21 protein-coding genes are annotated in these 24,405 nt (G+C 35.3%); 14 read left to right on the forward strand and 7 right to left on the reverse strand.

The window, feature by feature from the left end; genetic code table 11:
• The first annotated feature begins 104 nt into the window (after positions 1–104).
• From REB14_RS05950 to sucC, 4 genes are all read left to right on the forward strand, one after another.
• Positions 105–1,175: a hypothetical protein gene (locus REB14_RS05950; RefSeq protein WP_079243143.1), complete on the forward strand. Its 1,071-nt coding sequence runs from the start codon at positions 105–107 to the stop codon at positions 1,173–1,175.
• A 1-nt stretch (position 1,176) separates the two neighbouring features.
• Positions 1,177–1,563: a DUF423 domain-containing protein gene (locus REB14_RS05955; RefSeq protein WP_034694871.1), complete on the forward strand. Its 387-nt coding sequence runs from the start codon at positions 1,177–1,179 to the stop codon at positions 1,561–1,563.
• Positions 1,564–1,565: 2 nt separating this feature from the next.
• On the forward strand, positions 1,566–2,843 hold the full coding sequence (locus REB14_RS05960; RefSeq protein WP_309521752.1) for a chloride channel protein: 1,278 nt from the start codon (positions 1,566–1,568) through the stop codon (positions 2,841–2,843).
• 130 nt (positions 2,844–2,973) lie between these two features.
• Positions 2,974–4,164, forward strand: coding sequence for an ADP-forming succinate--CoA ligase subunit beta (gene sucC, locus REB14_RS05965; RefSeq protein ID WP_034694875.1), 1,191 nt, complete (start codon positions 2,974–2,976; stop codon positions 4,162–4,164).
• 217 nt (positions 4,165–4,381) lie between these two features.
• Here the strand turns inward: sucC and REB14_RS05970 are convergent, their stop codons facing one another.
• Positions 4,382–5,269, reverse strand: a complete 888-nt coding sequence (locus REB14_RS05970; RefSeq protein WP_309521753.1) for a mechanosensitive ion channel family protein — start codon at positions 5,267–5,269, stop codon at positions 4,382–4,384.
• A 94-nt stretch (positions 5,270–5,363) separates the two neighbouring features.
• Between REB14_RS05970 and REB14_RS05975 the strand changes: the two genes are divergently transcribed.
• The gene (locus REB14_RS05975) at positions 5,364–5,999 is read left to right on the forward strand and encodes a peroxiredoxin (RefSeq protein WP_309521754.1); all 636 of its coding nucleotides are present in this window, start codon (positions 5,364–5,366) and stop codon (positions 5,997–5,999) included.
• A 96-nt stretch (positions 6,000–6,095) separates the two neighbouring features.
• Here the strand turns inward: REB14_RS05975 and REB14_RS05980 are convergent, their stop codons facing one another.
• From REB14_RS05980 to REB14_RS05990, 3 genes are all read right to left on the reverse strand, one after another.
• Complete coding sequence (locus tag REB14_RS05980; RefSeq protein WP_034694879.1) at positions 6,096–6,686, reverse strand: hypothetical protein; 591 nt, start codon at positions 6,684–6,686, stop codon at positions 6,096–6,098.
• 264 nt (positions 6,687–6,950) lie between these two features.
• Positions 6,951–7,466 carry a hypothetical protein gene (locus REB14_RS05985; RefSeq protein ID WP_309521755.1) on the reverse strand — a complete coding sequence of 172 codons (516 nt, stop codon included), beginning with the start codon at positions 7,464–7,466 and terminating at the stop codon, positions 6,951–6,953.
• Positions 7,467–7,560: 94 nt separating this feature from the next.
• On the reverse strand, positions 7,561–9,798 hold the full coding sequence (locus tag REB14_RS05990) for a TonB-dependent siderophore receptor (RefSeq protein ID WP_309521756.1): 2,238 nt from the start codon (positions 9,796–9,798) through the stop codon (positions 7,561–7,563).
• A gap of 181 nt (positions 9,799–9,979) precedes the next feature.
• On the opposite strand from REB14_RS05990, the gene REB14_RS05995 reads away from it, so the two are divergent.
• Positions 9,980–11,035, forward strand: coding sequence for a Gfo/Idh/MocA family oxidoreductase (locus tag REB14_RS05995; protein ID WP_309521802.1), 1,056 nt, complete (start codon positions 9,980–9,982; stop codon positions 11,033–11,035).
• A gap of 151 nt (positions 11,036–11,186) precedes the next feature.
• Here the strand turns inward: REB14_RS05995 and REB14_RS06000 are convergent, their stop codons facing one another.
• Positions 11,187–13,079 carry an ABC-F family ATP-binding cassette domain-containing protein gene (locus REB14_RS06000; RefSeq protein WP_309521757.1) on the reverse strand — a complete coding sequence of 631 codons (1,893 nt, stop codon included), beginning with the start codon at positions 13,077–13,079 and terminating at the stop codon, positions 11,187–11,189.
• Positions 13,080–13,297: 218 nt separating this feature from the next.
• On the opposite strand from REB14_RS06000, the gene REB14_RS06005 reads away from it, so the two are divergent.
• Together REB14_RS06005 and REB14_RS06010 are read left to right on the forward strand one after the other, a co-directional pair.
• Positions 13,298–13,810 (forward strand): 5' nucleotidase, NT5C type, encoded by a 513-nt coding sequence (locus REB14_RS06005; protein WP_079243135.1) that lies wholly within the window; start codon positions 13,298–13,300, stop codon positions 13,808–13,810.
• Between the two features lie 121 nt (positions 13,811–13,931).
• Positions 13,932–15,587: an alpha/beta fold hydrolase gene (locus tag REB14_RS06010; RefSeq protein WP_309521758.1), complete on the forward strand. Its 1,656-nt coding sequence runs from the start codon at positions 13,932–13,934 to the stop codon at positions 15,585–15,587.
• A gap of 116 nt (positions 15,588–15,703) precedes the next feature.
• Here the strand turns inward: REB14_RS06010 and REB14_RS06015 are convergent, their stop codons facing one another.
• On the reverse strand, positions 15,704–16,567 hold the full coding sequence (locus REB14_RS06015; protein WP_309521759.1) for a glycoside hydrolase family 25 protein: 864 nt from the start codon (positions 16,565–16,567) through the stop codon (positions 15,704–15,706).
• A gap of 66 nt (positions 16,568–16,633) precedes the next feature.
• Here REB14_RS06015 and REB14_RS06020 point away from each other — a divergent pair, with 66 nt between their 5' ends.
• From REB14_RS06020 to deoC, 5 genes are all read left to right on the forward strand, one after another.
• Complete coding sequence (locus tag REB14_RS06020; protein WP_309521760.1) at positions 16,634–17,896, forward strand: NAD(P)/FAD-dependent oxidoreductase; 1,263 nt, start codon at positions 16,634–16,636, stop codon at positions 17,894–17,896.
• Positions 17,893–18,564, forward strand: a complete 672-nt coding sequence (gene trmD / locus REB14_RS06025) for a tRNA (guanosine(37)-N1)-methyltransferase TrmD (protein ID WP_079243131.1) — start codon at positions 17,893–17,895, stop codon at positions 18,562–18,564. Before REB14_RS06020 ends, trmD begins: the two co-directional genes overlap by 4 nt.
• A 381-nt stretch (positions 18,565–18,945) precedes the next feature.
• Complete coding sequence (locus REB14_RS06030) at positions 18,946–19,881, forward strand: endonuclease/exonuclease/phosphatase family protein (protein WP_079243130.1); 936 nt, start codon at positions 18,946–18,948, stop codon at positions 19,879–19,881.
• A gap of 27 nt (positions 19,882–19,908) precedes the next feature.
• Entirely contained in the window at positions 19,909–20,379 is a 471-nt protein-coding gene (locus REB14_RS06035) for an Lrp/AsnC ligand binding domain-containing protein (RefSeq protein WP_002976659.1), read from the forward strand.
• Between the two features lie 4 nt (positions 20,380–20,383).
• The gene (gene deoC, locus REB14_RS06040) at positions 20,384–21,127 is read left to right on the forward strand and encodes a deoxyribose-phosphate aldolase (RefSeq protein ID WP_079243129.1); all 744 of its coding nucleotides are present in this window, start codon (positions 20,384–20,386) and stop codon (positions 21,125–21,127) included.
• 50 nt (positions 21,128–21,177) lie between these two features.
• Here the strand turns inward: deoC and dusB are convergent, their stop codons facing one another.
• On the reverse strand, positions 21,178–22,173 hold the full coding sequence (dusB, locus tag REB14_RS06045) for a tRNA dihydrouridine synthase DusB (RefSeq protein ID WP_079243128.1): 996 nt from the start codon (positions 22,171–22,173) through the stop codon (positions 21,178–21,180).
• 198 nt (positions 22,174–22,371) lie between these two features.
• Between dusB and REB14_RS06050 the strand changes: the two genes are divergently transcribed.
• Positions 22,372–24,342 carry a T9SS type A sorting domain-containing protein gene (locus REB14_RS06050; RefSeq protein ID WP_309521761.1) on the forward strand — a complete coding sequence of 657 codons (1,971 nt, stop codon included), beginning with the start codon at positions 22,372–22,374 and terminating at the stop codon, positions 24,340–24,342.
• Positions 24,343–24,405 lie beyond the last annotated feature (63 nt).

The following is a 24,405-nucleotide window of genomic DNA, read 5'->3' on the forward strand; positions in this document are numbered from 1 at the left end:
CATGAAGGTTTTAGAAGCTCCAAGAGATTTGCCAATATGTTTATCATACTGGGGATTTCTACATTGGTGGCCAAGTTCATTTTAATGTACTTAAAATCAAAATAGTGAAAAAGGGTATTGTATTTTTCTTACTGATTTCCGGATTAAGTTTTTCACAACAGCAAAAAGTGAAAATAAGTAATCTGCAGCCGAAAACTGAAGATACCGTTTTTCCGGTTGTTTCTTATTATGAAAATCCTCGGGTAGAAAATAAAATCAATACATTTTTGCAGGTGGATCAGCTGGAATATGTCCCCGGATCTGGTGGTAATCCTTTTAAACTGGCTTCTACAGCAACCAATTCCTATTCCAACTATCTTTATTTTTATAGTTGGGATAAGATTGAAACTCCCAAGAATATTCTGAGTATTGCCATAGATGGTGAAGCTTCAGGTGCTTATCCGGAAGGTTTTTTGATCTGGAAGAATTTTGATTTGAGAACAGGAAACTTTATCAATGCCAAAGATTTATTTCAACCCAGCTCAGTGAAGACTGTTGAGGGGATTATTCAGAAAAGAGTAAAGAAAAGGATTTCTGATTTTCTTGTTACACTGAAATCTGAGAAAAATCCTGAAGAGGAGACTCAGGATCAGATTGCTATGTATGAAGACTGTTTTACGGAACATACTTTAGAAGGGATCAGGTATTTCTTTGGAAAAGATAAACTGACTTTTGTTGCCGGAAGATGTTCTAATCATGCCATGAGAGCTTTGGATGAGCTTGGAAGTCATGAAATAGAATTTTCCTACAAAGAGCTGGAAAAACATTGGAGTCCTTACGCGAAAAATTTAATTTCCGGATCTGAAAAAACAGAGATAACCAGTCTTACTAATAAATTGTATAAGGGAAAGATCGATGGAAAGTATTCCATTACTGTTTTGATCAGTGAAGTATATGACGATGGTTCTTTTTCTGCAAAATACTGGTATGATAAAAATAAAAAGCTGATTGAGTGGAACGGAAAGATAAAAGGTAATCATATCTCCATTATAGAAAACGATTATTACAGCGAAGAAACCAACCAGTGGATTTTCAAAGCCTTGGTGGAAGCGGATCTGCAAGGCAGGAAAATTATGGGAACCTGGCAGGATTATAAAACAAAAAAATATTTAACCCTAGAATTAGACGAGTTATAAAATGAAAACAATTACTTTAGTTTTTGGAGCAGTTTACGGAATGGTTTCTGTAATCTTAGGTGCATTCGGAGCGCACGCTTTAAAGAAAATATTAGCTGTGGAAAGACTGGAAAGTTTTGAAACAGGCGTAAGATATCAGATGTATGCAGCTTTTTTCCTGCTGATCATCGGATATATTTTAAAATTCGAAACATCTGCTGAAAAATGGACTTCCATTTTAATGATTGCAGGAACTCTTTTATTCTCAGTAAGCATCTACTTTCTGAGCATGCAGGATTATCTGGGGATGAATCTTAAATTCTTAGGCCCTATCACTCCGCTTGGAGGTCTGATGATGATCTTAAGCTGGGGAATGTTGATCTTATATTTTGCTAAAAACAGAATTTAAGAATGAAAATCAATAGAAGGAGACGGTTAATACGAACATTCAATCTCTTGGATCAACCTATCAGATTCAACCCGTTTGTGTTCAGCCGCACTTTTTTTATGTGGGCTGTTACAGGCCTTGTAGGCGGCATCATTGCCGGAGGATATTGGATCGTTCTGGAACATTTTACAGAATTTCTGGCTGAGTTTCAAGGTTGGCAGGTGATTCCGACGATGGCGATCTGTGGTTTGCTGGCCGGACTGGTAATTCATTTTATCGGAGATCCGGGAGAAATTCATCTGATTGTTAATAATATCAGATTCAATAAAGGAAAACTGGAACCGAAGAATAATCCTTCGATGATCCTTTCTTCTCTTTTCTGTGTAGCATCAGGAGGAAGTTTAGGTCCTGAAGCTCCTTTGGTACAGGTCACCGGATCTACAGGAACCTGGCTTGGAAAAATTTTCAGACTGAAAGGGGAAGAGTTGCGGTCTTTGAGCATTGCCGGTATGGCTTCCGGTTTTACAGCGTTATTCGGTGCTCCGCTTGGAGGAAGTCTTTTTTCTTTGGAAATTTTGCATCATAAACATGCGGTAGAATATTACAAAGCTATTATTCCGGCACTGGTAGCAAGTTGTTTCAGTTACCTGATGTTTGCTTTGATTATCCATTTGGGAATTGGAGCAACCTGGGATCTGAAAGCATATCATTATACCGGAGTGTATGATTTTCTTTATGCTACATTGTTCGGAATTGTAGGAACTCTTTTCGGATGGATCTTTATTTTTGTAGTCAAATTTTTCAAAAAGGTTTTTGAGTACAGAAAATTTCCGATTTACATTAAAACATTAGTAGGTGGGATTATTTTAGGAATCATTGCCTATAATTTTCCCATTACAAGATACTTTGGGCACAACGAGATCAATCAGCTGATCGGAGGAAACTTCGGACTGAATTTTTTAATTCTGATTCTTATTTTTAAAATATTGGCCATTGCCATTACGGTGACTTCCGGATGGAGAGGAGGATTTATCATTCCCTTGTTTTTTGTAGGAACAACATTAGGACTGATTATCCATAATTTGTTTCCAAATTTTGATACTACTTTAGCTATCGTAAGCTGTATGGCTGCAATCAATGCCTGTGTGACAAGGACACCGATGAGTACAACAATTATTTTGGGAACACTTACAGGATTTACCTATTTTGTACCTATTTTATTTGCCAGCCTTACCGGATATTTTTTGGCTCCAAAAATTCCGTTTATCGGATCTCAGTCTGAGAAATTGTCGGAAGAATAGGGGAAATAGAATGATATGTTAAAAATCAAGTCGATCAGACTTTAAATTTTAAGTCAATAAACTTGAACTTCCGTGTCTTTTTAGTAAATTTGTCAACCTTTAAATATTAAAATAAAATAATAAAAATAATATGAATCTTCACGAGTATCAATCAAAAGAGATTTTATCAAAGTATGGAGTAGCTATCCAACGTGGTTTCGTTGCAAACAACGTAGATGAAGCTGTAGCAGCTGCTGAAAAATTGACTGCTGAAACCGGAGCACAGGCTTGGGTTGTAAAAGCACAGATTCACGCAGGTGGTCGTGGTAAAGGTGGGGGTGTTAAGTTTTCTCCAAACATGGATAAACTTAAAGAAAACGCTCAGAATATCATCGGAATGCAGTTGGTAACTCCACAAACTTCTGCTGAAGGTAAAAAAGTACACTCTGTTTTGGTTGCAGAAGATGTTTATTATCCTGGAGAATCTGAAACTAAAGAATTTTATGTTTCTATTCTTTTAGATAGAGCTGAAGGAAAAAATACAATCGTATATTCTACTGAAGGTGGTATGGATATTGAGCACGTTGCAGAAGTAACTCCTCATTTGATCCACAACGAATTGATTGACCCGGCAATCGGTCTTCAAGGATTCCAGGCTAGAAAAATTGCTTTCAACCTAGGTCTTGAAGGTAATGCATTCAAAGAATTTGTGAAATTTATTTCATCTCTTTACAATGCATATACAGGAATTGATGCTTCTCTTTTCGAAATCAACCCTGTATTAAAAACTTCTGATAACAAGATTATCGCTGTAGATGCTAAAGTAACTTTAGATGACAACTCATTGTTCCGTCACAAAGACTTAGCTGAGCTTAGAGATACAAGAGAAGAAGATCCAATGGATGTAGAAGCTGGTGAAGCGGGGCTTAACTTCGTAAAACTAGATGGTAACGTTGCTTGTATGGTAAACGGAGCTGGTCTTGCAATGGCAACTATGGATATCATCAAATTATCAGGTGGTAACCCAGCAAACTTCCTTGACGTAGGGGGTACTGCAGATGCTCAGAGAGTACAGACTGCTTTCGGAATCATCTTAAGAGATCCAAACGTAAAAGCAATCTTGATCAACATCTTCGGAGGTATCGTAAGATGTGACAGAGTTGCTCAGGGTGTTGTAGATGCTTACAAAGCTATGGGTAGCCTTCCGGTTCCATTGATCGTAAGATTACAGGGAACTAACGCTGTAGAAGCTAAAAAATTAATTGACGAGTCTGGTCTTCCGGTACACTCTGCAATTACTTTAGAAGAAGCTGCAAACAAAGTAAAAGAAGTTTTAGCTTAATCTAAAATTTTCAGATAAATAAGAAAACCGTTTCATTTTTGGAACGGTTTTTTTGTTGGCACGTAAAGGGTACAGTTTTGTAATAACTTCAGTGGAAATGTACTATTGTAAACCTAACAGGTTTTTAAAACCTGTTAAGTTTAAACATCTTCAATCAATCATCATAAAAAAGACCACTTCAATACTTGAAATGGTCTTTTTATTTTTATAAATAATTTTACTTATCCTGATGGCTTTCCGGCAAGTTAGCCTCTCCACTTGTAATACTAATACTTGTGGGCGTTACCAACTGAACTTTATCCACATCAAAACGTTCTTTAATTCCTAAATAGGCCTTACTTCTTATTTGAGCAAGGTTGGCTCCTACTTTTATCCAGAATTTCACCTGCAGGTTAAATGCCCCTTGTTTAAGGTCTGTAAAGATTACCTCTATAGTATCTAACTTATCCACATTGTCAAGATTTTTAATCACATCAAGAATTCCTTTCTGTGCTTTGGTGATATCTTCATCGGCCGGAATTTCAAAATTTAAAATAATTCTGCGCTGTGGTGAAGCAGTAATATTGTAAAATGGAGCATTAAATACTACTTGATTAGGAATATATGCTTTCTTCCCATCATCCGTAAGAATTTTTGTGGTTAAGAAACCGATTTCCTGTACTGTTCCGGAGTGGGCACCGATGGTAATATAATCACCTACTTTAAATGCTTTATCGATTCCGATCAGCATTCCTGAAAAAATACTCGAAACAAGGTCTTTCAGGGCTACCCCTGCAATAACTCCTGCAACTCCTAAACTTCCGATAAATTTCCAAAGAAAGTTACTGAACCCCATTATTTCAAGAGAAATAAATGTACCCATCAGCATGATCAGAAATCTGAATATGCTAATTAAAGTTACTAATGAACTTTCTTTTTGACTTTTCGGGAAAAATTTGTGAAATAATTTTACAGCTCCTTTGCTTAAATATTTACTGCTGATAAGAAAGAATGTAAATACTAAAATTCCGACAATCAGCTTTGGGGTAAGTGCTGCAAAAGTTACATACCAACTTTCCAATACCTTATAAACAACATCTACATACCTTAATCCGGTTTTCTCCATGGATAAAATTTTAGTTAAATATATAAATTTTCATCAAAAAATTTGCCAGTTCCAAAAAGTCTACTAAATTTGTAGACTATAAAGAAGGAACATTATGTCAATTAAGCTAGGAGATACAGCACCCAATTTTCAGGCAGAGTCATCCGTAGGGGATATTAATTTTTATAATTATCTGGGAGATTCCTGGGGAATTCTGTTTTCGCATCCTGCAGATTATACGCCGGTATGCACTACAGAACTGGGATATACGGCAAAACTACAATCTGAGTTTGATGCCAGAAATACAAAAGTGATTGCTCTGAGTGTAGATGGAGTAGAGGATCATCAAAACTGGGTGAAAGATATTAATGAAACTCAGAATACCACTGTGAAGTTTCCCATTATTGCTGATAAAGACAGAAAAGTTTCTGAGCTGTATGATTTTATTCATCCCAATGCTTCCGCTACGGCTACTGTACGTTCTCTGTTGATTATTGATCCTTCCAAAAAAGTAAGACTGATTATTACCTATCCGGCCTCTACAGGAAGAAATTTTGATGAGATCCTTAGAGTGCTGGATTCTTTACAGCTGGTAGATAATTATAGAGTGGCTACTCCTGTTAACTGGGAAAATGGAGAAGATGTTATTATACCTCCAACAATTTCTACAGAAGATGCACGAAAAATTTTCCCAAAAGGGGTAACGGAAATAAAACCGTATTTAAGATATACCCCACAACCGAATACATGATTTATTTGATTTTTTATAGTTTAGTTTTAATTTGTACGAAAATCGCCCCGAAATTTAATTTCGGGGCGATTTCATTTTTTATAAGTATTTCAGTGATTACTTAACGTCGTTGATGATTTGTTTACCTTTAGAAGTTGGTAAATAAATGCTAAATCCTACATTGAAAGTTAAAGTAGAAGTTAATCCTTCGCTACCAAATCCTGCAACACCATTATATTTTACTAAACCTTCAACACCGATATTTGGTGTAATGAAGTATGAATAACCAGGACCTGCTCCAAAATCTAAACCTGTAGTAGAGTTAGATCCTTCAGTAGAAGTACCTCCAACACCTACATTACCTTCGAAGAACCATCTTCCATGGTGTAGTAAGTTATCTACTCCTTTTTCCCCTGGAGAAACATAATATCTTCCTAAAGCTCCAACTTTATATACAAAATTGGTAGGGGATCCATTTGTTACTTTATTAAATCCTAAATCTACATATCCTCCTACTGCTACATTGTCTTGAATAAAATAAGCTGCTTTTGGCTGTAGTGAAATATTATATCCACCGCCTGTATTTAAACCAAAATTACTGGCTACGATGCTACTTCCTACCATCCAATTACCTTTTTGAATCTGAGCGTTGGCAGTTGCTGTTAAGCCTGCTACGGCTAATATTCCTGTTAAAATAAGTTTTTTCATAATTTATTATTTTAATAATTAAATGTTTATTATTCACGAATTATAGAAAAAACAATAAATGTGCCAGACTCTTAATTTTAGGTAATTTCTCTAAAGAAACGTTAAGATTTTCAGGTAGATATAATTTATTTTTTTAACCTATTCACTCTATATATTATCATGATAAAGAAAATAAAATGAGTGATTTAAGAATAAAATGATAAAATCAGGTGGTATATCATTAATTATATAAAATGTTTATTTTTTTCTTCCGGTTCTGATTTTTTAAATAAATAAAAGAATTGCAGAAATAATAAGTCCTGCAATGGTAAACTTAATTCCGCGTTTGAATGCTTTGGTCTTGGGATTAAACATCCAGAAACTTGAGATAACAAAAAAGAAAAGGGAAACTCCAAAGAATACACTTAGCGGAGAGATGGCGTCTTTGGATTGCGATTTGTGTAGAGAAACCATTTTATCCAATACGAAAGGCAGTTCCTTTTTAGTGTATTTAGCTTTTCCTGTGGCACTGTCATAAGTTCCCTGTTTAAAATAAAGAACACTTCCTTCCGTTTTTTCCACTTCCAGGCCTTTCATCTTCAGTTCTTTTTTTAATTCTTTCTCTGAAAGATTGGCTGCAATGTTTTTTTCATATTTCTTTTCGCTTTTCAGAAAGTCTGTGTCTCTGTACACCAGAAGAATTCCACTTAGGGAATATACAGCCATAATTCCGGCAAGAAAATATCCCAGATAACGGTGAGTAATTCTCATGAAACTTCTTGTGTCTTTAATCTTATCCATATCTTATTGTTTTGTTTTTGTTTAAAATTTCAAAAGTGGAAACTGCAAAAATGCAATTTCCACTTTTAATGAAAGAATTATTATATAAAGAATTCTAGAGTCTGTATGTCAATGTGAAATAGTAATTTCTAGGAGTAATAGGATTCACTGAATAATTCTCGTGAACATTGTAGTTTTCGACATTAAACAGGTTACCCACTTTTCCTTGGATAGAGAATTTTTTCCACTCATATCCTACAGAAACCATTACGGTGGTGTAATCTTTTAAAGCAAATGATCTGCTGATCCCGTTTCTTGCACCCAATCCTGTAGAACCATTTTTTGTATCATTCCATCCTGCTAATCTGTCACCGATGAAATATGCACCTGCACCTACTTTAAGTCCTTTTGCATAACGCGTGAATTTATAAAATACAGAAGCGTTTGCTGTTGTAGCTGGTGTTCTTACTAATCTTTGTTTCTCAACATATCCAAAACCGTCTGGCGTATCAAGATATACAGAGTTGTTATAAGAGAATCCACCGATAATTGATAAATTTTCTGTTGGATTTCCTGTAATATCCAACTCAACACCACGGCTTCTCATTTTTCCTGCGAATTCTTTATAGAATGAATCTGAATTCGCCTGCCCATTTGCTAATTGAGGCGCGGTTTGATAATAATTATTGTAAACAATTTGATATGCAGTCAGGTTTACAGCTAAAGCATTATTCCAGAAATTCTTTTTTACTCCTGCTTCATATTGATCAATTGTAGTAGGTTTTAATGCTTGTTCATAAATATCTTTTCCTGTATTCTGAGCAAAAGAGTTGGTATAGGTTGCAAATACGGAAAGGTTATCGTTTGGCATATATACTAAACCAGCTTTTGGTGAAAATGCTCTGTCAGATATTGCTGTATTTTTTTGATCAACATCTCCAAGGTCATTTGAAAATGTATTTTTAGTATTGGTCATTGTTTCCAAATAAGACCATCTTAAACCAGCAATTACTTTAAGTTGCTTGGTAAGGCTTATGAAATCCTGAATATATATACCCAATCTTTGTGTAGGGATTCTTGTTCTATCTTTTAAGGATGCGTCAGGCATTTTTCCACTAGCCCAAGTTGATGAATCATCTAAGTAAAGGTTATTATTAATGGTAGCTGTATTACCGTTAGTCCCATAAACTGTTGGATTGGTGTAAGTATAGTTATTTTGAACACCATAGTCTCCATCAGTACCAATTAAAACCTTATGATTGATTTTTCCGGTATTGAACTCTCCATTAATATTAACTTGTAATGAAGTGTAATTTTGCTCGTTAAATGTTTTATTTAAAGGTCTTTGCCAGAAAAGACGGTTTGTGTTCTTTTCATATCCCCATTGCACTCTTTCAGTAGAGTAATAGTCTTTAGTATAGTTCTGATAAGAAGCTACAGCATTTAATGACCACTTATCAGTAAATTGGTGATTAAAAGTTACATTGGTAGAAACTTGTTCTACATTTTGATATTGCCAGTCCGCTCCTAAGAAAGCATTTTTAGGTAGAAGATCATTGATTTTATAACTTCCATCAGGATTGGTGATGGATCCAAGACCGAAATCAGGAGTGAAATTATTCTTAAGATAATCTGCTTCCACAATCAATTGCGATTTTGGACTTAAATTGAAAAGGAATGAAGGATTGAAATAGTATTTTTCTGATTCTACCACATCTCTGAAACTTTCTGCATATTCGTAAGCTCCATTTACTCTGAAAGCAATATTCTTTGATAAAGGGCCGTAAATATCAACAGTTGGTTTGTAAGAATTCCAGCTTCCGCCATTTAATCCGATACTTCCACCAAAATTGAATTTAGGTTTCTTTGTAATCATGTTGATGATACCACCTGCTGCTGCATTACCAAATAACATGGCATTTGCCCCTTTTAAAACTTCAACTCTTTCCAGACCACTTACTTCAGGAAAAACTCCACTGTTTACTCTTGTTCCGTTTTTGAAGATATTATCATTTCCTAAAATGAAACCACGTCCCCCGAAGCTGTCCTGAGAATTTCCTCTGGATGAAGTAACATACATTCCGTTTACATTCTGAAGAACATCACTCAGTTGCTTTGCCTGTTGCTGCTCAATGATTTCGTGAGTAACAATAGCAATGGGCTGAGGGTTTTCCATTACCGTCAGATTTGATTTTGTTGATAATGGTCTCGCCTGGTTAGGATTTCCTGTTTTGTGAAGATTAATATCCTCAATCGTCTGAGTTCTGATGGTGTCTGCTTCCGCATTTTTCATCTGAGAACTTGCTGAAACAGCGATCAATAGAAGACCTAAAGAAAGTAGTTGTCTTTTCATTTTATTTTTATGTAGAACAGTTTTAAATAAGGCGCAAATGTAAGTATTTGTTTAGAATAGATAAAAATAATTTTATGATTTAAATCATATTCTTAGAGTTGATGAGATGGATTATTTCTATAGCTCCTTTAGACCAAGGGATAGAGAAATTTTTATGAATATATTTGTTAAAAATTATAATATGCAATTGGTAAAAGCAGGGCTTTGTGCCTTTGGAATGAGTGGAAAAGTATTCCATGCTCCCTTCTTAAAAGAACATCCGGGATTTTTTATGTCTGCTGTGGTGGAAAGAAGCAAGGAAGAATCGAAGGAAAAGTATCCGGAAGCAACAATCTACCGCTCCGTGGAAGAAATGCTTCAGCATGCTGATGTAGAGCTGGTGATTATCAATACTCCGGTTCAGACCCATTATGAATATGCCAAAAAAGCACTGGAAGCAGGAAAAAATATTGTTGTGGAAAAACCCTTTACAGTAAATGTTTCTGAAGCAGAAGAGCTGGTACAGTTGGCAGAAGAAAAAGGATTGTTTTTAAGCGTATATCAAAACAGAAGATTCGACTGTGATTTTTTGCAAGTTCAAAAAGTTTTAACTGAAGGGAAATTAGGCAATATTAAAGAAGCAGAAATCCGCTTTGACAGATTCCGTACCACAGCTAGTGGAAAGCAGCATAAAGAAAATCCTGATCAGGTGGGATCAGGATCACTTCACGATCTGGGAGCACATCTTGTAGATCAGGCAGTGCAGTATTTTGGATACCCAGAAAAATTGTTTGCAGATGTGTTTTCCATGAAAGGAACTGAGTTTGCTAACGATTATTTTGAAATTCTCTTATTCTATAAAGATAATCTGAGAGTGAGACTGAAATCGTCTGTTTTCAGTAAAGAAGGTCACTATGCTTATACAATTCATGGAGACAGAGGAACTTTCTTGCAGGAAAGAACCGATAATCAGGAAAATGAACTGGTAGCAGGCGCTATTCCTGAATATGGTAAAGAATGGACGCAGCCTTTAAAAGAACCGGACGGAATTTTAAACTTTCTGAATGATGATTCCGAAACAGAAAGAATTCTTATCTCCAGTGAAGCCGGAAACTATATGAATTATTATCAGCAGATTTATGAACACATCGTTTTTGGATATGCTTTACCATCTCCCGGAAAAGAAGTTATTCAGAATATGAAAATCATAGATGCTTCTCTTGAAAGTGCAAAAGAAGAAAGAATAATTGAATTATAAATTATGAATGATGAATTATGAATGAGTCAGAGCGTTTTAGAGTTTGAGTGTAAACGAGTTGGAAACTGCTGATCACGACTGCTATCAACCTTGAACTTTAAACTTTGAACCTTGAATTCATTCATAATTCATAATTTTTAATTCATCATTATTAAAGAATTTCCTGAAGTTCCAGCCATCTCATTTCATGGTTCTCCAGTTTTTCTGAAACGCTTTCCAGTTCTGAAGAAAGTGTGGCTATCTTTTCGTAGTCAGCTTCGTTATTGAGCTTATCCAGAATTTTAGTACGCTGTTCTTCCAGTTCAGGAATTTCTTTTTCAATCGTTTCCAGTTCTCTTTGCTCTTTAAAAGTGAGTTTTCTTTTAGAATTCGAAGACTGAATATTCTCGGTTGAAGAAACAATTTCTTTTACAGGCTCAGGTTTTACCGCTGCATTTTTTTCTAATGCTTCTTCACGGCTCCTGGCTTCTCTGTATTCTGAGAAATTCCCTACAAAGTCCCTGATTTTTCCGTTTCCTTCAAAAGCCAGTACATGATCTACAATTCTGTCCATGAAATACCTGTCGTGGGAAACGATAATCAAAGATCCCTGAAATTGCTGAAGGAAATTTTCTAAAACCGTCAATGTAGGAAGATCCAGGTCATTGGTAGGCTCATCAAAAATCAGGAAGTTAGGATTCTGATACAAGATATACATCAGGTGAAGTCTTCTTTTTTCACCACCTGAAAGTTTAGAGATAGGAGAATACTGCGTCTGATCGTCAAATAAGAACAATCTTAAGAACTGTGATGCAGATAAACTTTTTCCATTTGCCAAAGGATAAAATTCTGCAATTTCCTTGATAAAATCGATGACACGCTCATCTTCTTTATAAGTAAGACCTTTTTGTGAGAAATAACCGAAAGAAATAGTTTCTCCAGTTTCGATTTCTCCTTTATCAGCTTTTTCAAAACCTTGAATAATATTAAGCAGGGTAGATTTTCCTGCACCGTTCTTTCCAATGATTCCCACTTTTTCTCCACGTTGAAACTGGTAGCTGAAATCTTTTAATAAAACTTTAGGTCCAAAACTCTTATCAATATGTTTAAGTTCAAGAATTTTATTTCCCAAACGTTTCATTTCAAAATCCAGCTCAAGCCCGTCTTTTCTGGTATCGGTTTTGGCTACCTTTTCAGTTTCATAGAAAGCATCAATTCTGCTTTTTGATTTTGTGGTTCTGGCTTTTGGCTGTCTTCGCATCCATTCCAGTTCCTTTCTGTAAAGGTTATTGGCCTTGTCAATTGTAGCATTAAGATTTTCCTCACGAATCATTTTGTTCTCAAGGTAAGTAGCATAAGAACCGTTATGAACATACAGATTCTGATCCTCCATTTCCCAGATAATGTCACAAACACTGTCAAGAAAATATCGGTCGTGGGTGACAAGCAATAAAGTAATTTTTGCTTTGTTCAGATAATTTTCAAGCCATTCTACCATATCCACATCAAGGTGGTTGGTAGGTTCGTCCATGATAAGAAGTGTATGTCTGTGCTCGGCTCTTGTTTCTGTTAAAAGTTTAGCCAACGCTACACGCTTGATCTGCCCTCCGGAAAGAGTGCCCATTTTAGCATCCAGATCAGTGATTTTAAGCTGGGAAAGAATCTGTTTCATTTCATTTTCCAGATCCCAGGCTTTATGAACTTCCATATCAGCCAATGCTTTCTCAATAAAATCATTGTCTGTAGAATGAAGCGATTTATGATAGTTTTTAAGGGCCAGGATAGGCTCAGAATCAAGGGTCATCATAAATTCCTCAATGCTCAGCTTAGGATTATAATCAATTTCCTGGTCAAATAATACTACCTGGATATCTTTGTTGATAATCACAGTTCCGCTGTCTGCAATTTCCTTACCCATTAATATTTTCAGAAGGGTAGATTTTCCACTTCCGTTTTTGGCAACAATAGCTATTTTATCTCCTTCATTAATATGAAAAGAAATGTCTTTAAACAAAACTTTGATGCCGTAAGATTTGGTAAGATTTTCTGCAGAAACGTAATTCATTGGGAATTAATAGTTTGATTTTAATTTTGAACTAAGCAGCAAAAATACGAAAATGTAGCCATAAAACTTTCCGGAACGCCTCTTATAAAAATGAATATTTATGATTTTTTAATAGACTGTGTCCCATGTCTGCAAAAACTAATCAGTAAATTTGATCAGAAACAATACAATATACAGTTTAAAATAGTAATAAATAATACAAAAACCTGATTGAATTAATGAAAAAAGTAATTGTCGACATGGACGGGGTAATGGCGGATGTATATCATCAGCTGGTACAATTTGAAAAAAGAGATACAGGAAGAGAAATTGAAATCAGTGATTTGGCTGGTAAACCTGAAATAGAATCTTTCCCTAACGGAAAAAAACATGTAAATGAAGTAGGTTTTTTCAGAACCTTACCTTTAATGAAAGGAAGCCGTGAGGCAATGGAGTATCTGAATAATAAATATGAACTCTATATTGTCTCGGCCGGAATGGAGTTTCCGAACAGCTTAAGAGAAAAATATGATTGGCTGGCAGAGCATTTCCCATTCATTACCTGGGAACAGATTGTTCTTTGCGGAAGTAAAAAAGTGGTTGCCGGAGATGTTATGATAGATGATTATCCAAAAAATTTAGATCATTTTTCAGGGCAGAGATTGATATTTACCCAACCTCATAATGAACTGATAGAAAATGAAACTTACGAAAGAGTTCATTCATGGGAAGAAATTATGAATATCCTTTAAGTAGGAAAAATTTATAATTAGGAAATATTTAAAACAACTTTAACTAAAGGGAGAATAATTTTAATAAAGTATTGGGATAGCGGACTGTTTAAAATAAATAAGTTTGCGTCAAACTTTTAACATGAAAATATCTCATACTTTATTTTTCCTTTTGACAGCTTCAGCCTTTCATGGGCAGACTATTTCCGGAACCATCATTTCTAAAAATGAAAACCATCCAATTCCTTATGTAAAAATTGGAATTGAAAAAAAATCAATTGGAACGATCTCTGATGAAAAAGGAAATTTTTCAATTGATCTTTCCAATATGGATCCTCAGCAGAAAATAAAAATAGAAGTACCAGGATTTGACCCTTACCAGGAAACGATACAGAATTTTAAAAAAAATGATCAGCAAAAAATATTTTTAACAGAGAAAACTAAAAATATTAAAGAGATTACCATTAAGCCTAAGAAACTTGTTGATAAAAACTGGGGAGTCAATACCAAGACAAAAAGTGTTATGTACTCTGTAAATCCACACCTCAGAAAAGAAGATTTTCTTGGTGAAACTGCATTGGCTTTTAATGCTAAAAAGAAATCAAAGATTAAGAATATTAACCTGAATATTGCCAGCTATACCTCAGATAAGCCTGTCGTTATGCGGTATACTATTTATAGTGAAAAAGATGGTTTTCCGGATAAGAATATTCTTGATGAGGAAATTACTGTTGAACTTACCAGCGATATGATTAAAGATGGAACTTATACATTGGATGTTAATGATCGTAATATCTGGGTTCATGGAAAATTTTTTATAGGAATTCAGTTTTTAAAAGAATTTGAAGGGAGAGTCAATATAAGTGCAGCATTGTTCAAAACAGGATTTATAAGGAAATTTTACGGAGAGTGGACAAAAATGACTCTTGCCGCACCTGCCATTAATATCGATGTGAAAATGGATAAAAACGGAGACAAAAATACGGATGATGAAAACGGTTTTGCAGATGATAGCGCAGAAGCACTGATGCCTGATGTATCAAAATATATACAGGAATCTGAGCAAACTGTGTATGGTCAGAATAAAGCGGTGGGAAACTATCTGAAACTTCAGGATACGAACCTTTATTATGAGGTCTATGGTGAAGGAGAACCATTGATTCTGCTTCATGGCAATTCCGGAAGTATTAAAGATTTTTATCAGCAGATTCCTGTTTTATCTAAGCAGTATAAAGTAATTGCTATAGATACAAGAGGCCAAGGAAAAAGTATAGATTCTTCTAAAAAGGATTTTACTTATAAAATGTTTGCTGATGATGTAAAAGCAATTACAGATCAATTAAAGCTCAATAAAGTAAATATCGCAGGCTGGAGTGATGGTGGAAATACCGGACTGGAATTTGCCCTGAAATATCCTGAAAAACTGAATAAGCTCATTACAATTGGAGCCAATGCATTTCCTGATGGAGTGGATGACAGACTTACTGATCATTTTGAAAATAAAATGCTGGTGATGAAAGAACTGAAAAACCCTGAAAAGTTTAATGAACAAAGGCTTTTGAAAATTATGCTGACACAGCCGCGCATTGCGAAGAAAGATTTAAATAAAATTGGAAGTAAAGTATTGGTTATTGCTGGTGATAAAGATGTTATTAAAAAGGAGCATACCGAATTTATTGCTAAAGAGATACCTAATGCCGAACTTAAAATCTACAGCAATGCCACCCATATGATTCCTTTTGAAAATGCAGATCAACTCAATACAGATATTCTGAATTTTTTAGGAAAAAGTAATTAAATAAAGGCAGGATGGAAGTAGGGAAATGGAAGTTATATCAGTCAGGTAATGTTGAAAGCGGGATCAATGAAATTTTATCAACTCCCAGCTTCCTGCTTCTAGCTTCCTTTCATTTTTTAATCCAGTGTCAGTCTTTTCAAAGACCACGAATTACCATTATAAATATCAAGATCCACCTTCACATTGATCCCATGAACAATTCCGTTTTCTGTAAACTGCCAGAAATCCCACTCATCATCCGGCGAAGGAGACGGAACATCATTGTAATTGGCCAGCCATAAAGGATAACCTTCAAACTCGCCTTTCAGAAAATCTTTATAATAATGATAGTAGGTGTAGATAATCGGCTTTTCACCATAAGCATCTTCTACAATTTTACACCATACTTTCAGATCTTCAATGAGCTTTTTATTGGTTTTGCGCTTTGGGATTTTTTCAATATCGAGAATCGGGGGAAGATCTCCGCTTTCAAGTTTTACATTCTCTAAAAAATTATTAGCCTGGATTACAGGATCTTCATCGGCTCTGTAAAAATGGTAAGCTCCACGGATAAGATCATGTTTTTTAGCACTTTCCCAGAATTCGTCAAAATGTTTATCGGCACTTCGGTTTCCCATTGTTGCACGCATGACAACAAATTCTAGCGGAATCGTTTTATTTCCGATGCTGAGACTGTCCCATTTGATATCTTCCCGGTTTTGATAATGAGAAACATCAAAACCATAGGTTTTATCAAGGTTGCTGGCTAATATTCTCTGAATTCTTGCTGCTTCTTTTTCACTGTTATGAAGCTTTTTATGCTTAAATTTATTAAAGTACAAGGCATAGTAATAACTGATAGACTGTCTTAAATAAAGCCCTGTTCCTACCAATGCGATCGTTAAAATAGCCAATATCACCCATCTTCGGAAAAAATACTTCTTCCGTCTCGATTTATGGACCTGTTTGGCAGTTTTTTTGGTGTACTTTTTTGGTGTCATAAAGTTTTGCAAAACTAACTTTTTTCACTGCTAAATGCTAAAATAAAATCAGTAAATTTGTGTATTATGGAAACACGCGAAAAAATCATCATTATTGGAGGAGGATTTGCGGGGCTGCAGCTTGCAAAAACATTGAATAACAAGAACAAAAAGGTCATTGTTCTGGATCGGATGAACCACCATATGTTTCAGCCGCTTTTTTATCAGGTAGCCTCAGGGAGGATAGAACCTTCCAACATTTCCTTTCCCTTCAGAAAGATTTTTCAGCAGTCCAGAAACACACAGTTCCGTATGACGGAAGTCAAAGAAATAGATCCTGCCAATCATAAAGTTATTACAGACGAAGCAGAATTTACCTATGATAAACTCATCATTGCAACGGGCTGTAAAACTAATTTTTTCGGAAATAAAGAATTGGAAGGAAAAGCTTTCGGAATGAAAAATACCCAGGAAGCCATCAGTATCAGAAATCATGTTTTGATGACCTTTGAAAAACTGATTATTGAAAAAAGCCGAAGCGATGACGGAAACTGGAATATTGTTATCGTTGGAAGCGGTCCTACAGGAGTAGAACTGGCAGGAGCTTTTGCTGAAATGAAAAAAGACATCCTTCCAAGAGATTATCCTTATATGAACTTTGATCATCTGAAGATTATTCTGGTAAGTTCTACCGAGAAGCCATTGGCTGTAATGAGTAGCGAAGCACAGGATAAATCTGAGAAATATCTTAAAGACTTAGGAGTCACTTTTATGAGTGGGGAAGTGGTAACGGATTATGACGGAGATAAAGTTCATTTGAAAAGCGGAAAAGAAATTCCATCCAATAATGTGATCTGGGCAGCCGGAGTTACAGGAAATGTTGTAGGAGGTTTTCCGGAAGAAAAATTAGTAAGAAACAGATATATTGTAGATCGATATAATAAAATAAAAGGTTACGATAATATTTATGCTATCGGGGATATTGCCTATATGGAAACCCCTAAATATCCACAGGGACATCCTCAGGTAGCCAATGTAGCCATTAATCAGGCAAAAAATTTAGGTAAAAATCTATTAAAGAAAAGCCAGGAAGAATGGAAAGAATATGAATATGATGATAAAGGCTCATTAGCGACTATTGGGAAGCACAGAGCGGTTGTAGATCTGCCGTTTATAAAATTTCAGGGATTTCTGGCATGGTATTTCTGGATGTTTCTCCATTTAATGCTAATTTTGAGCGTTCGAAATAAGCTGGCCATATTCTTCAACTGGATGTGGAGCTATATCAACAAAGATTCTTCTTTAAGATTAATTATTATACCTACTAAGAAAAACGGAACATTACAATGAGAATTGACATAATAAGCGTACTTCCGGAATTGATGGAGAGTCCGTTCCAGACTTCTATTTTGAAAAGAGCAATGGATAAAGGGCTGGTAGAAGTACATTTTCATCATCTGAGAGACTGGGCAATCAATAAGCACAGACAAATTGATGATGAGCCTTACGGAGGCGGAGCAGGAATGGTAATGATGGTTGAGCCATTGGATAAATGTATATCGGAGCTTAAATCTCAAAGAAATTATGATGAAGTGATCTATCTGACTCCGGATGGGATAACTTTAAACCAAAAAATAGCCAATTCATTGTCTATCAAAGATAATTTAATTTTTCTTTGCGGGCATTACAAAGGAATAGACCAAAGGGTAAGAGATCTTCATATCACCAAAGAAATTTCAATTGGAGATTACGTTCTTACAGGAGGAGAATTGGCTGCCTGTGTTTTGGCAGACTCAATTATCAGATTGCTTCCAGGAGTTTTGAATGATGAACAAAGCGCCTTAACAGACAGTTTTCAGGATGATCTTCTTTCACCACCCATCTATACTAGACCTGAAAGTTATAAAGGTCTGGATGTCCCTAAAATCCTATTGAGTGGAAATTTCGGAAAAATTGAAGAATGGCGTCATGATGAAGCTGTAAGAATTACAAAAGAAAAACGCCCCGATTTACTGTAAACGAAAATTGTCAGAAATGATCTAATTTTTGCTTCAATATTTAATTCCATTTATTATAGATAAATGGAATAATATTTGTTGTAATTTTAATAAGTGTGAAAAATATTAATGTTTCTGATTTTAAATTGAAAATTTATTTCTATTATTCCATATTTTGTATATTGTCTCAATTTTGATTAATATATCGAAACTGCGGGATGGTTGAAAAATTAATTCACAATGACTTATTTCATTAGTATTTTTTACTATATTTGAATTGTTTTTTATTGGAAATTGATTTACTGTTTTATAGGTAAATCACGAAAATTTGAAAAAAAATAATAAATTTACATATTAAAGTAAAAAGGACATAATAAATTAAAAGTATAGAAATTAGTGTAGATGGAGCTGTTCTCTTTTTATAATGTTGAAAATTTATTTTTACCCGATCCGAAACCTGTCCACAAATTAGATCCTACCCGGTCAGGATTAAGGAATTGGGATGAAAAGAGATATAGAAATAAACTTTTCAAAATCTCTCATGTATTTCAGTTGATGAAGGAGGATAATGAAGTATTACCATTTGTAATAGGATTATCTGAAGTTTCCGGAAGGAAAGTTTTGGAAGATCTAGTAGAAATGGAGCCCTTTAATTCGGAATACGGAATTGTACATTACAATTCTATGGACGAAAGAAAAGTGGATGTAGCCATGTTATATGATAAAAATAAAGTAGAGGTAATAGATTCGGAAACCATTACTTTCTTTTTTGAAATAGTAAATAAAAACACAGAAAATTACGACACAACCCGAGACGTACTTTTTTCAAAAATTAAATATAAAGGGGAAATTATTAATGTCTTTATCGCCCATCTTCCCTCTAAGCGCGAAAAAGATATCAATAAACCTAAAAGAGCCTTTATATTGAATGAAGTACGGCAACGGATTATGAAAATTATAAATGCTGATAAAGAGCATGTTATATTGTGTGGTGATTTTAACGAAAACCCGGATGATGAAAATTTAGTACAGATTCTCTATGACAATGACCATGAGAAGGTTTTAATGAACCCTTTTCAACAATTGTTTTCTACAAGAAATTATTCTACTTTTCATTATAAATCTGGATTGCTGTATGATCAGATCATTATGTCAAGATCTTTGCTTGATAATAAGACGCTGGCTTTTCAGGATGCCCATATATTTAATTCTGAAAAAATCCGCAGCAGAACCAGAAATTTTGAAGGACGGCCTTTCCGAACATATGCTGGTACACGGTATTTAGGAGGATATAGCGATCACTTTCCGGTTTTTGTAAAATTTAAAAATTTACATTAAAAAACATAAATAATAAAAAAGTAGAAAATGAAAAATTCGAGCAACACAAGCTACCATTTAGATTCTATTGACAAAGAAATCATCTACATGTTGATGGACAATGCTAAAACTTCTTTAGCCCACATTTCAAAAAATGTTGGAATTTCCACAACGGCGGTGCATCAAAGAATCAAAAAACTCGAACATGCAGGAGTTATTGAAAATTCAATATCATTTCTTAACCCTAAGAAAATTGGATATAAAGTGATTTCCTACATCGGGGTATTTCTGGATCAGCCAAGCCATTATCCGGAAGTGGTAAAGTCTTTGCATGATATCAATGAAGTAGTGGAGGCCCACTATACTACAGGAAATTATACTATTTTCCTGAAAGTTCTTTGTAAAGACAATGATCATTTAATGCAGATTCTTAGTAAGCTTCAAAAGCTGAAGGGAGTAACAAGAACAGAAACTTTTATATCTTTAGAACAAGGTATTTACAGACAATTGAAAGTATAACAATATGAACATAGCCCAATATTTGGATTCAACTTACCTGAAAACTCCGGAACAGTCAGGTATTTCCCACGAAGAAACACTTCAAAAAGATAAAGAACTTGCTCAGGAAGCAATAGACAATGGTATTTTTGCCGTGATGATTCGACCGGATTATGTATCTGAGATCAAAAAATTTATTCAGGAAAGAAATTCGAATGTTGTAGTAGGAACTGTGATAGGTTTCCACGAAGGAACGTACTCTATTGATGAAAAACTTGCAGAAGCTTCAAAAGCAATAGAAGACGGAGCAGATGAATTAGATTTTGTGATTAATTATACTGCTTATCTACAGGGGAATATAGAACTGGTAAGAGAAGAATTTGTAAAATGTACCGAATTATCTCTTGAGCATCATAGAGTTGCAAAATGGATTATTGAAATTGCAGCATTAACGGATGAACAAATTGCAGATCTTACTAAAAAGATTTCTACCTGGGCAGAAGAGAATTTCTCTGAAAATGAGTTGTCGAAAATTTTTGTCAAATCATCTACAGGATTTTATCAGACTGCTGAAGGAAAAGCTAATGGAGCAACCTTTGAAGGAATAACAATTATGCTCAGCAATGCTGGGAAACTTCCTGTAAAAGCAGCAGGTGGAGTGAGAACTCCCGAAGATGCTGAAAAAATGATCAAAATGGGAGTTAAAAGAATTGGAACCTCTTCAGCTTTGGGATTAATTAAAAACGAATCTTCATCAGAAGGATATTAAATTAGATTCTCAATATAAAAAACCATCAGTTTTGCTGATGGTTTTTATTTTTATAGTTGTGCCTGATATTCTTCGTAGAACTGTTGGGTTTCTTTAATCAAGCTATTCATTTCTTCCATAGTGAACACTTCCAGGAATTTTTTTCTGAACTCCTTGAAATGAGGAATTCCTCGGAAATAGTTGCTGTAATGTTGTCTCATTTCAACTAAACCTAATCTTTCTCCTTTCCATTCTGCACTCCATTCTGCATGCTGACGAACAGCCAGTAATCGGTCTGAAATGGTCGGTTCAGGTAAATGCTCTCCTGTTGCAAAGAAATGTTTGATTTCATTAAAGATCCATGGATATCCAATGGCAGCACGTCCGATCATAATACCGTCACATGCATACTTTTGTTTATACTCTAATGCTTTTTCAGCAGAATCTATATCACCATTTCCAAAAATTGGAATTTCAATATTAGGATTTTGTTTAATTCTTGAAATATGTTCCCAGTCTGCTTCACCCTTATACATCTGAGCACGGGTTCTTGCGTGTATCGTAAGAGCTTTAATTCCTGTTTCCTGCAGACGCTCTGCTACTTCATCAATATTAATACTGGTGCTGTCCCATCCTAAACGGGTCTTTACCGTAACAGGAAGATGAGTAGAACTTACAACAGCTTTTGTAAGACGTACCATAAGGTCGATATCTTTCAGGACACCAGCTCCTGCTCCTTTGCAGACAACTTTTTTTACAGGACATCCAAAATTAATATCTACCAGATCCGGATTTACCGTTTCAACAATTCTTGCAGACATAGCCATAGCTTCTTCGTCACCACCAAAAATCTGTATCCCAACGGGTCTTTCATAATCGAAAATATCCAGCTTTTTACGACTCTTGATAGCGTCACGAATCAATCCTTCGGAAGAAATAAATTCCGAATACATTAAATCTGCACCATGCATTTTACACAAACGTCTGAACGGAGGATCACTTACGTCTTCCATCGGAGCCAGCAAAAGTGGAAATTCCGGCAGTTCTATGTTGCCTATTTTTATCATGGTGCAAATTTACGAAATTCTGAAAAAACAATATTTTATAAATTAACATGTGGTATCGTGTTTTGTCTGTGTTAGGTTATTTGAAGTATTTTATGATATTATGTTTAAATTTTTATTAATATATTTATTTTATTATCAATGTTTATTGAATTTTATTGATAATTATTTTTTATATTTAGTATAATAAAAATTAATGTCATGAGAAAAATTCTATTTTGTTTGATGGCAATTTTGGTTTCATCAAATTTTTATTCACAAGTGAATATTTCTGCCACGGCAGGAACAGCTACAGGAACCTATACCACATTAAAAGGAGCATTCGATGCTATTAATGCGGGAACACACCAGGGAGCCATTACAATCAGTATCACAGCGAACACAACAGAAACAGCCACCGCAAGTCTGAATGCCAGTGGTGGAGCGGCAAGCTATACTTCTGTTGTCATAAAACCCGCTATAGGAGTTACGGCTGCTATTTCCGGTGATATTGCCAGTGCTCCCTTAGTAAGAATACTGGGGAGTAATATTACCCTGGATGGAAGCAATGCAGCTTCAGGAACGACAAGAGATCTTACTCTTACCAATACTTCTATTATAGCACCGCAGGTACTTACCTTTATTGCAGCTTCTGCAGCTGCCGCTAATACGAATATTATGGTTAAAAACCTTAATATTATCAACGGAATGAATAATTCGTCAGCTTTGGTAATGTATGACGGAGCAGCAACACCTACGGGAGGCTTCTTTAACAATGTTACTATTCAGAATAATGCTGTGAAGAAAGCTTATATGGGAATCTATTTATTTGCTGCTACAGCTGCTGGTAACGGAGCTAATACATTGGTTACGGGTAATGATATAAGTGCTTCGGGAGCAGATGCCAACCGTCTTGGAGGAATTTATGTTCAGGGTGCAGATGGAGTAACAGTAAGTAATAACACGTTAGGTAACTTTGAAACGACCAATGCTGAAATTAAAAGAGGAATCTGGTTTGCCACAGCAACAGTCAATTCTTCAATTATTTCAAATACCATTACCAATCTTGGGTATACCGGAACTGGTGCGGGAGGAGCTTCCGGAATAACGATTACCTCAGGGAGTACAGGTGCCTCTGCTGCAGCCAATATTATTGTAAGAGGAAATACAATCTCCAATTTTAATTCCAGTGGAACAGGGACTCTTTTTGCTGGTATATATGCGGGAGGTACGTTAACAACCGGAATGACTATTACCAATAATAAAATAACCGGGATCAAAAATACAAATACATCCGGATATGGAGCACAGGGAATATATCTTTCAACAACTAGCCTTACTTCGAATACCTTAGTTGCCAATAATATCGTGAGCGGTGTAGCCGGTTATGGATATGCAACCACCGGAGGTGTGAATGACAATGGAAACGGAATTGTGATTGCTGCAGGAGGAGGATATAAACTTTATTATAATACTGTTGTGATGGATGTAAGCCAGACTGTTGCAGGAAGACCGTCTGCTTTAAATATCACAAGTGGAGTAACCGGTTTGGGAGGAATTGATGTAAGAAATAATCTTTTTGTGAATACCCAGACCCAGGCAGGAGAAAGATATACTATTTATGCAGGAGCCGCCAGCGGGGTTTTCTCTACTATTAATTTTAATAATTTCTATTCTTCAGGAACTAATCTTGGCTATATTGGAGGTCTTGCAAAAGCTACACTTGCAGATATCCAGGCGGGATTCGGAGGAAATGTAAACTCTCTGAATGTTCTGCCAGTATTTGTATCAGCTACTGATTTCCATTTATCTGCCACAGGAAATGCGGTTCTTGATAACAAAGGAACTCCTGTCGTTGAAGTAACTCTGGATGCAGATGGTAATATAAGAAATGCTTTAACACCGGATCTTGGAAGCTTTGAATTTACAGCAGCTGTATTAGCTGTGAATGAAGCTGCGAAAAAAAATACGGTGAGTGCTTATCCAAACCCTGTTACGGATTTCCTTTATATCAATAATGATACAAGGATCAAATATGTTGAAGTGTATAATGTTTCAGGCCAGAGAATTCTTAGCAAAACAATGAATGCTGAAAAAGGTTCTGTAGACATGAGAAGTGCCGCTTCAGGTGTTTATATTGTAAAAGTAAATACAGAAAAAGGATCACAGTCCTTGAAAATTATTAAAAAATAACTGTTAAACTAATAACTAAAACAAATCCCCAATAGCGATATTGGGGATTTTTTATTGTAAAAA

The organism is Chryseobacterium metallicongregator, assembly GCF_031324065.1.
Classification (GTDB): Bacteria; Bacteroidota; Bacteroidia; order Flavobacteriales; family Weeksellaceae; genus Chryseobacterium; species Chryseobacterium metallicongregator.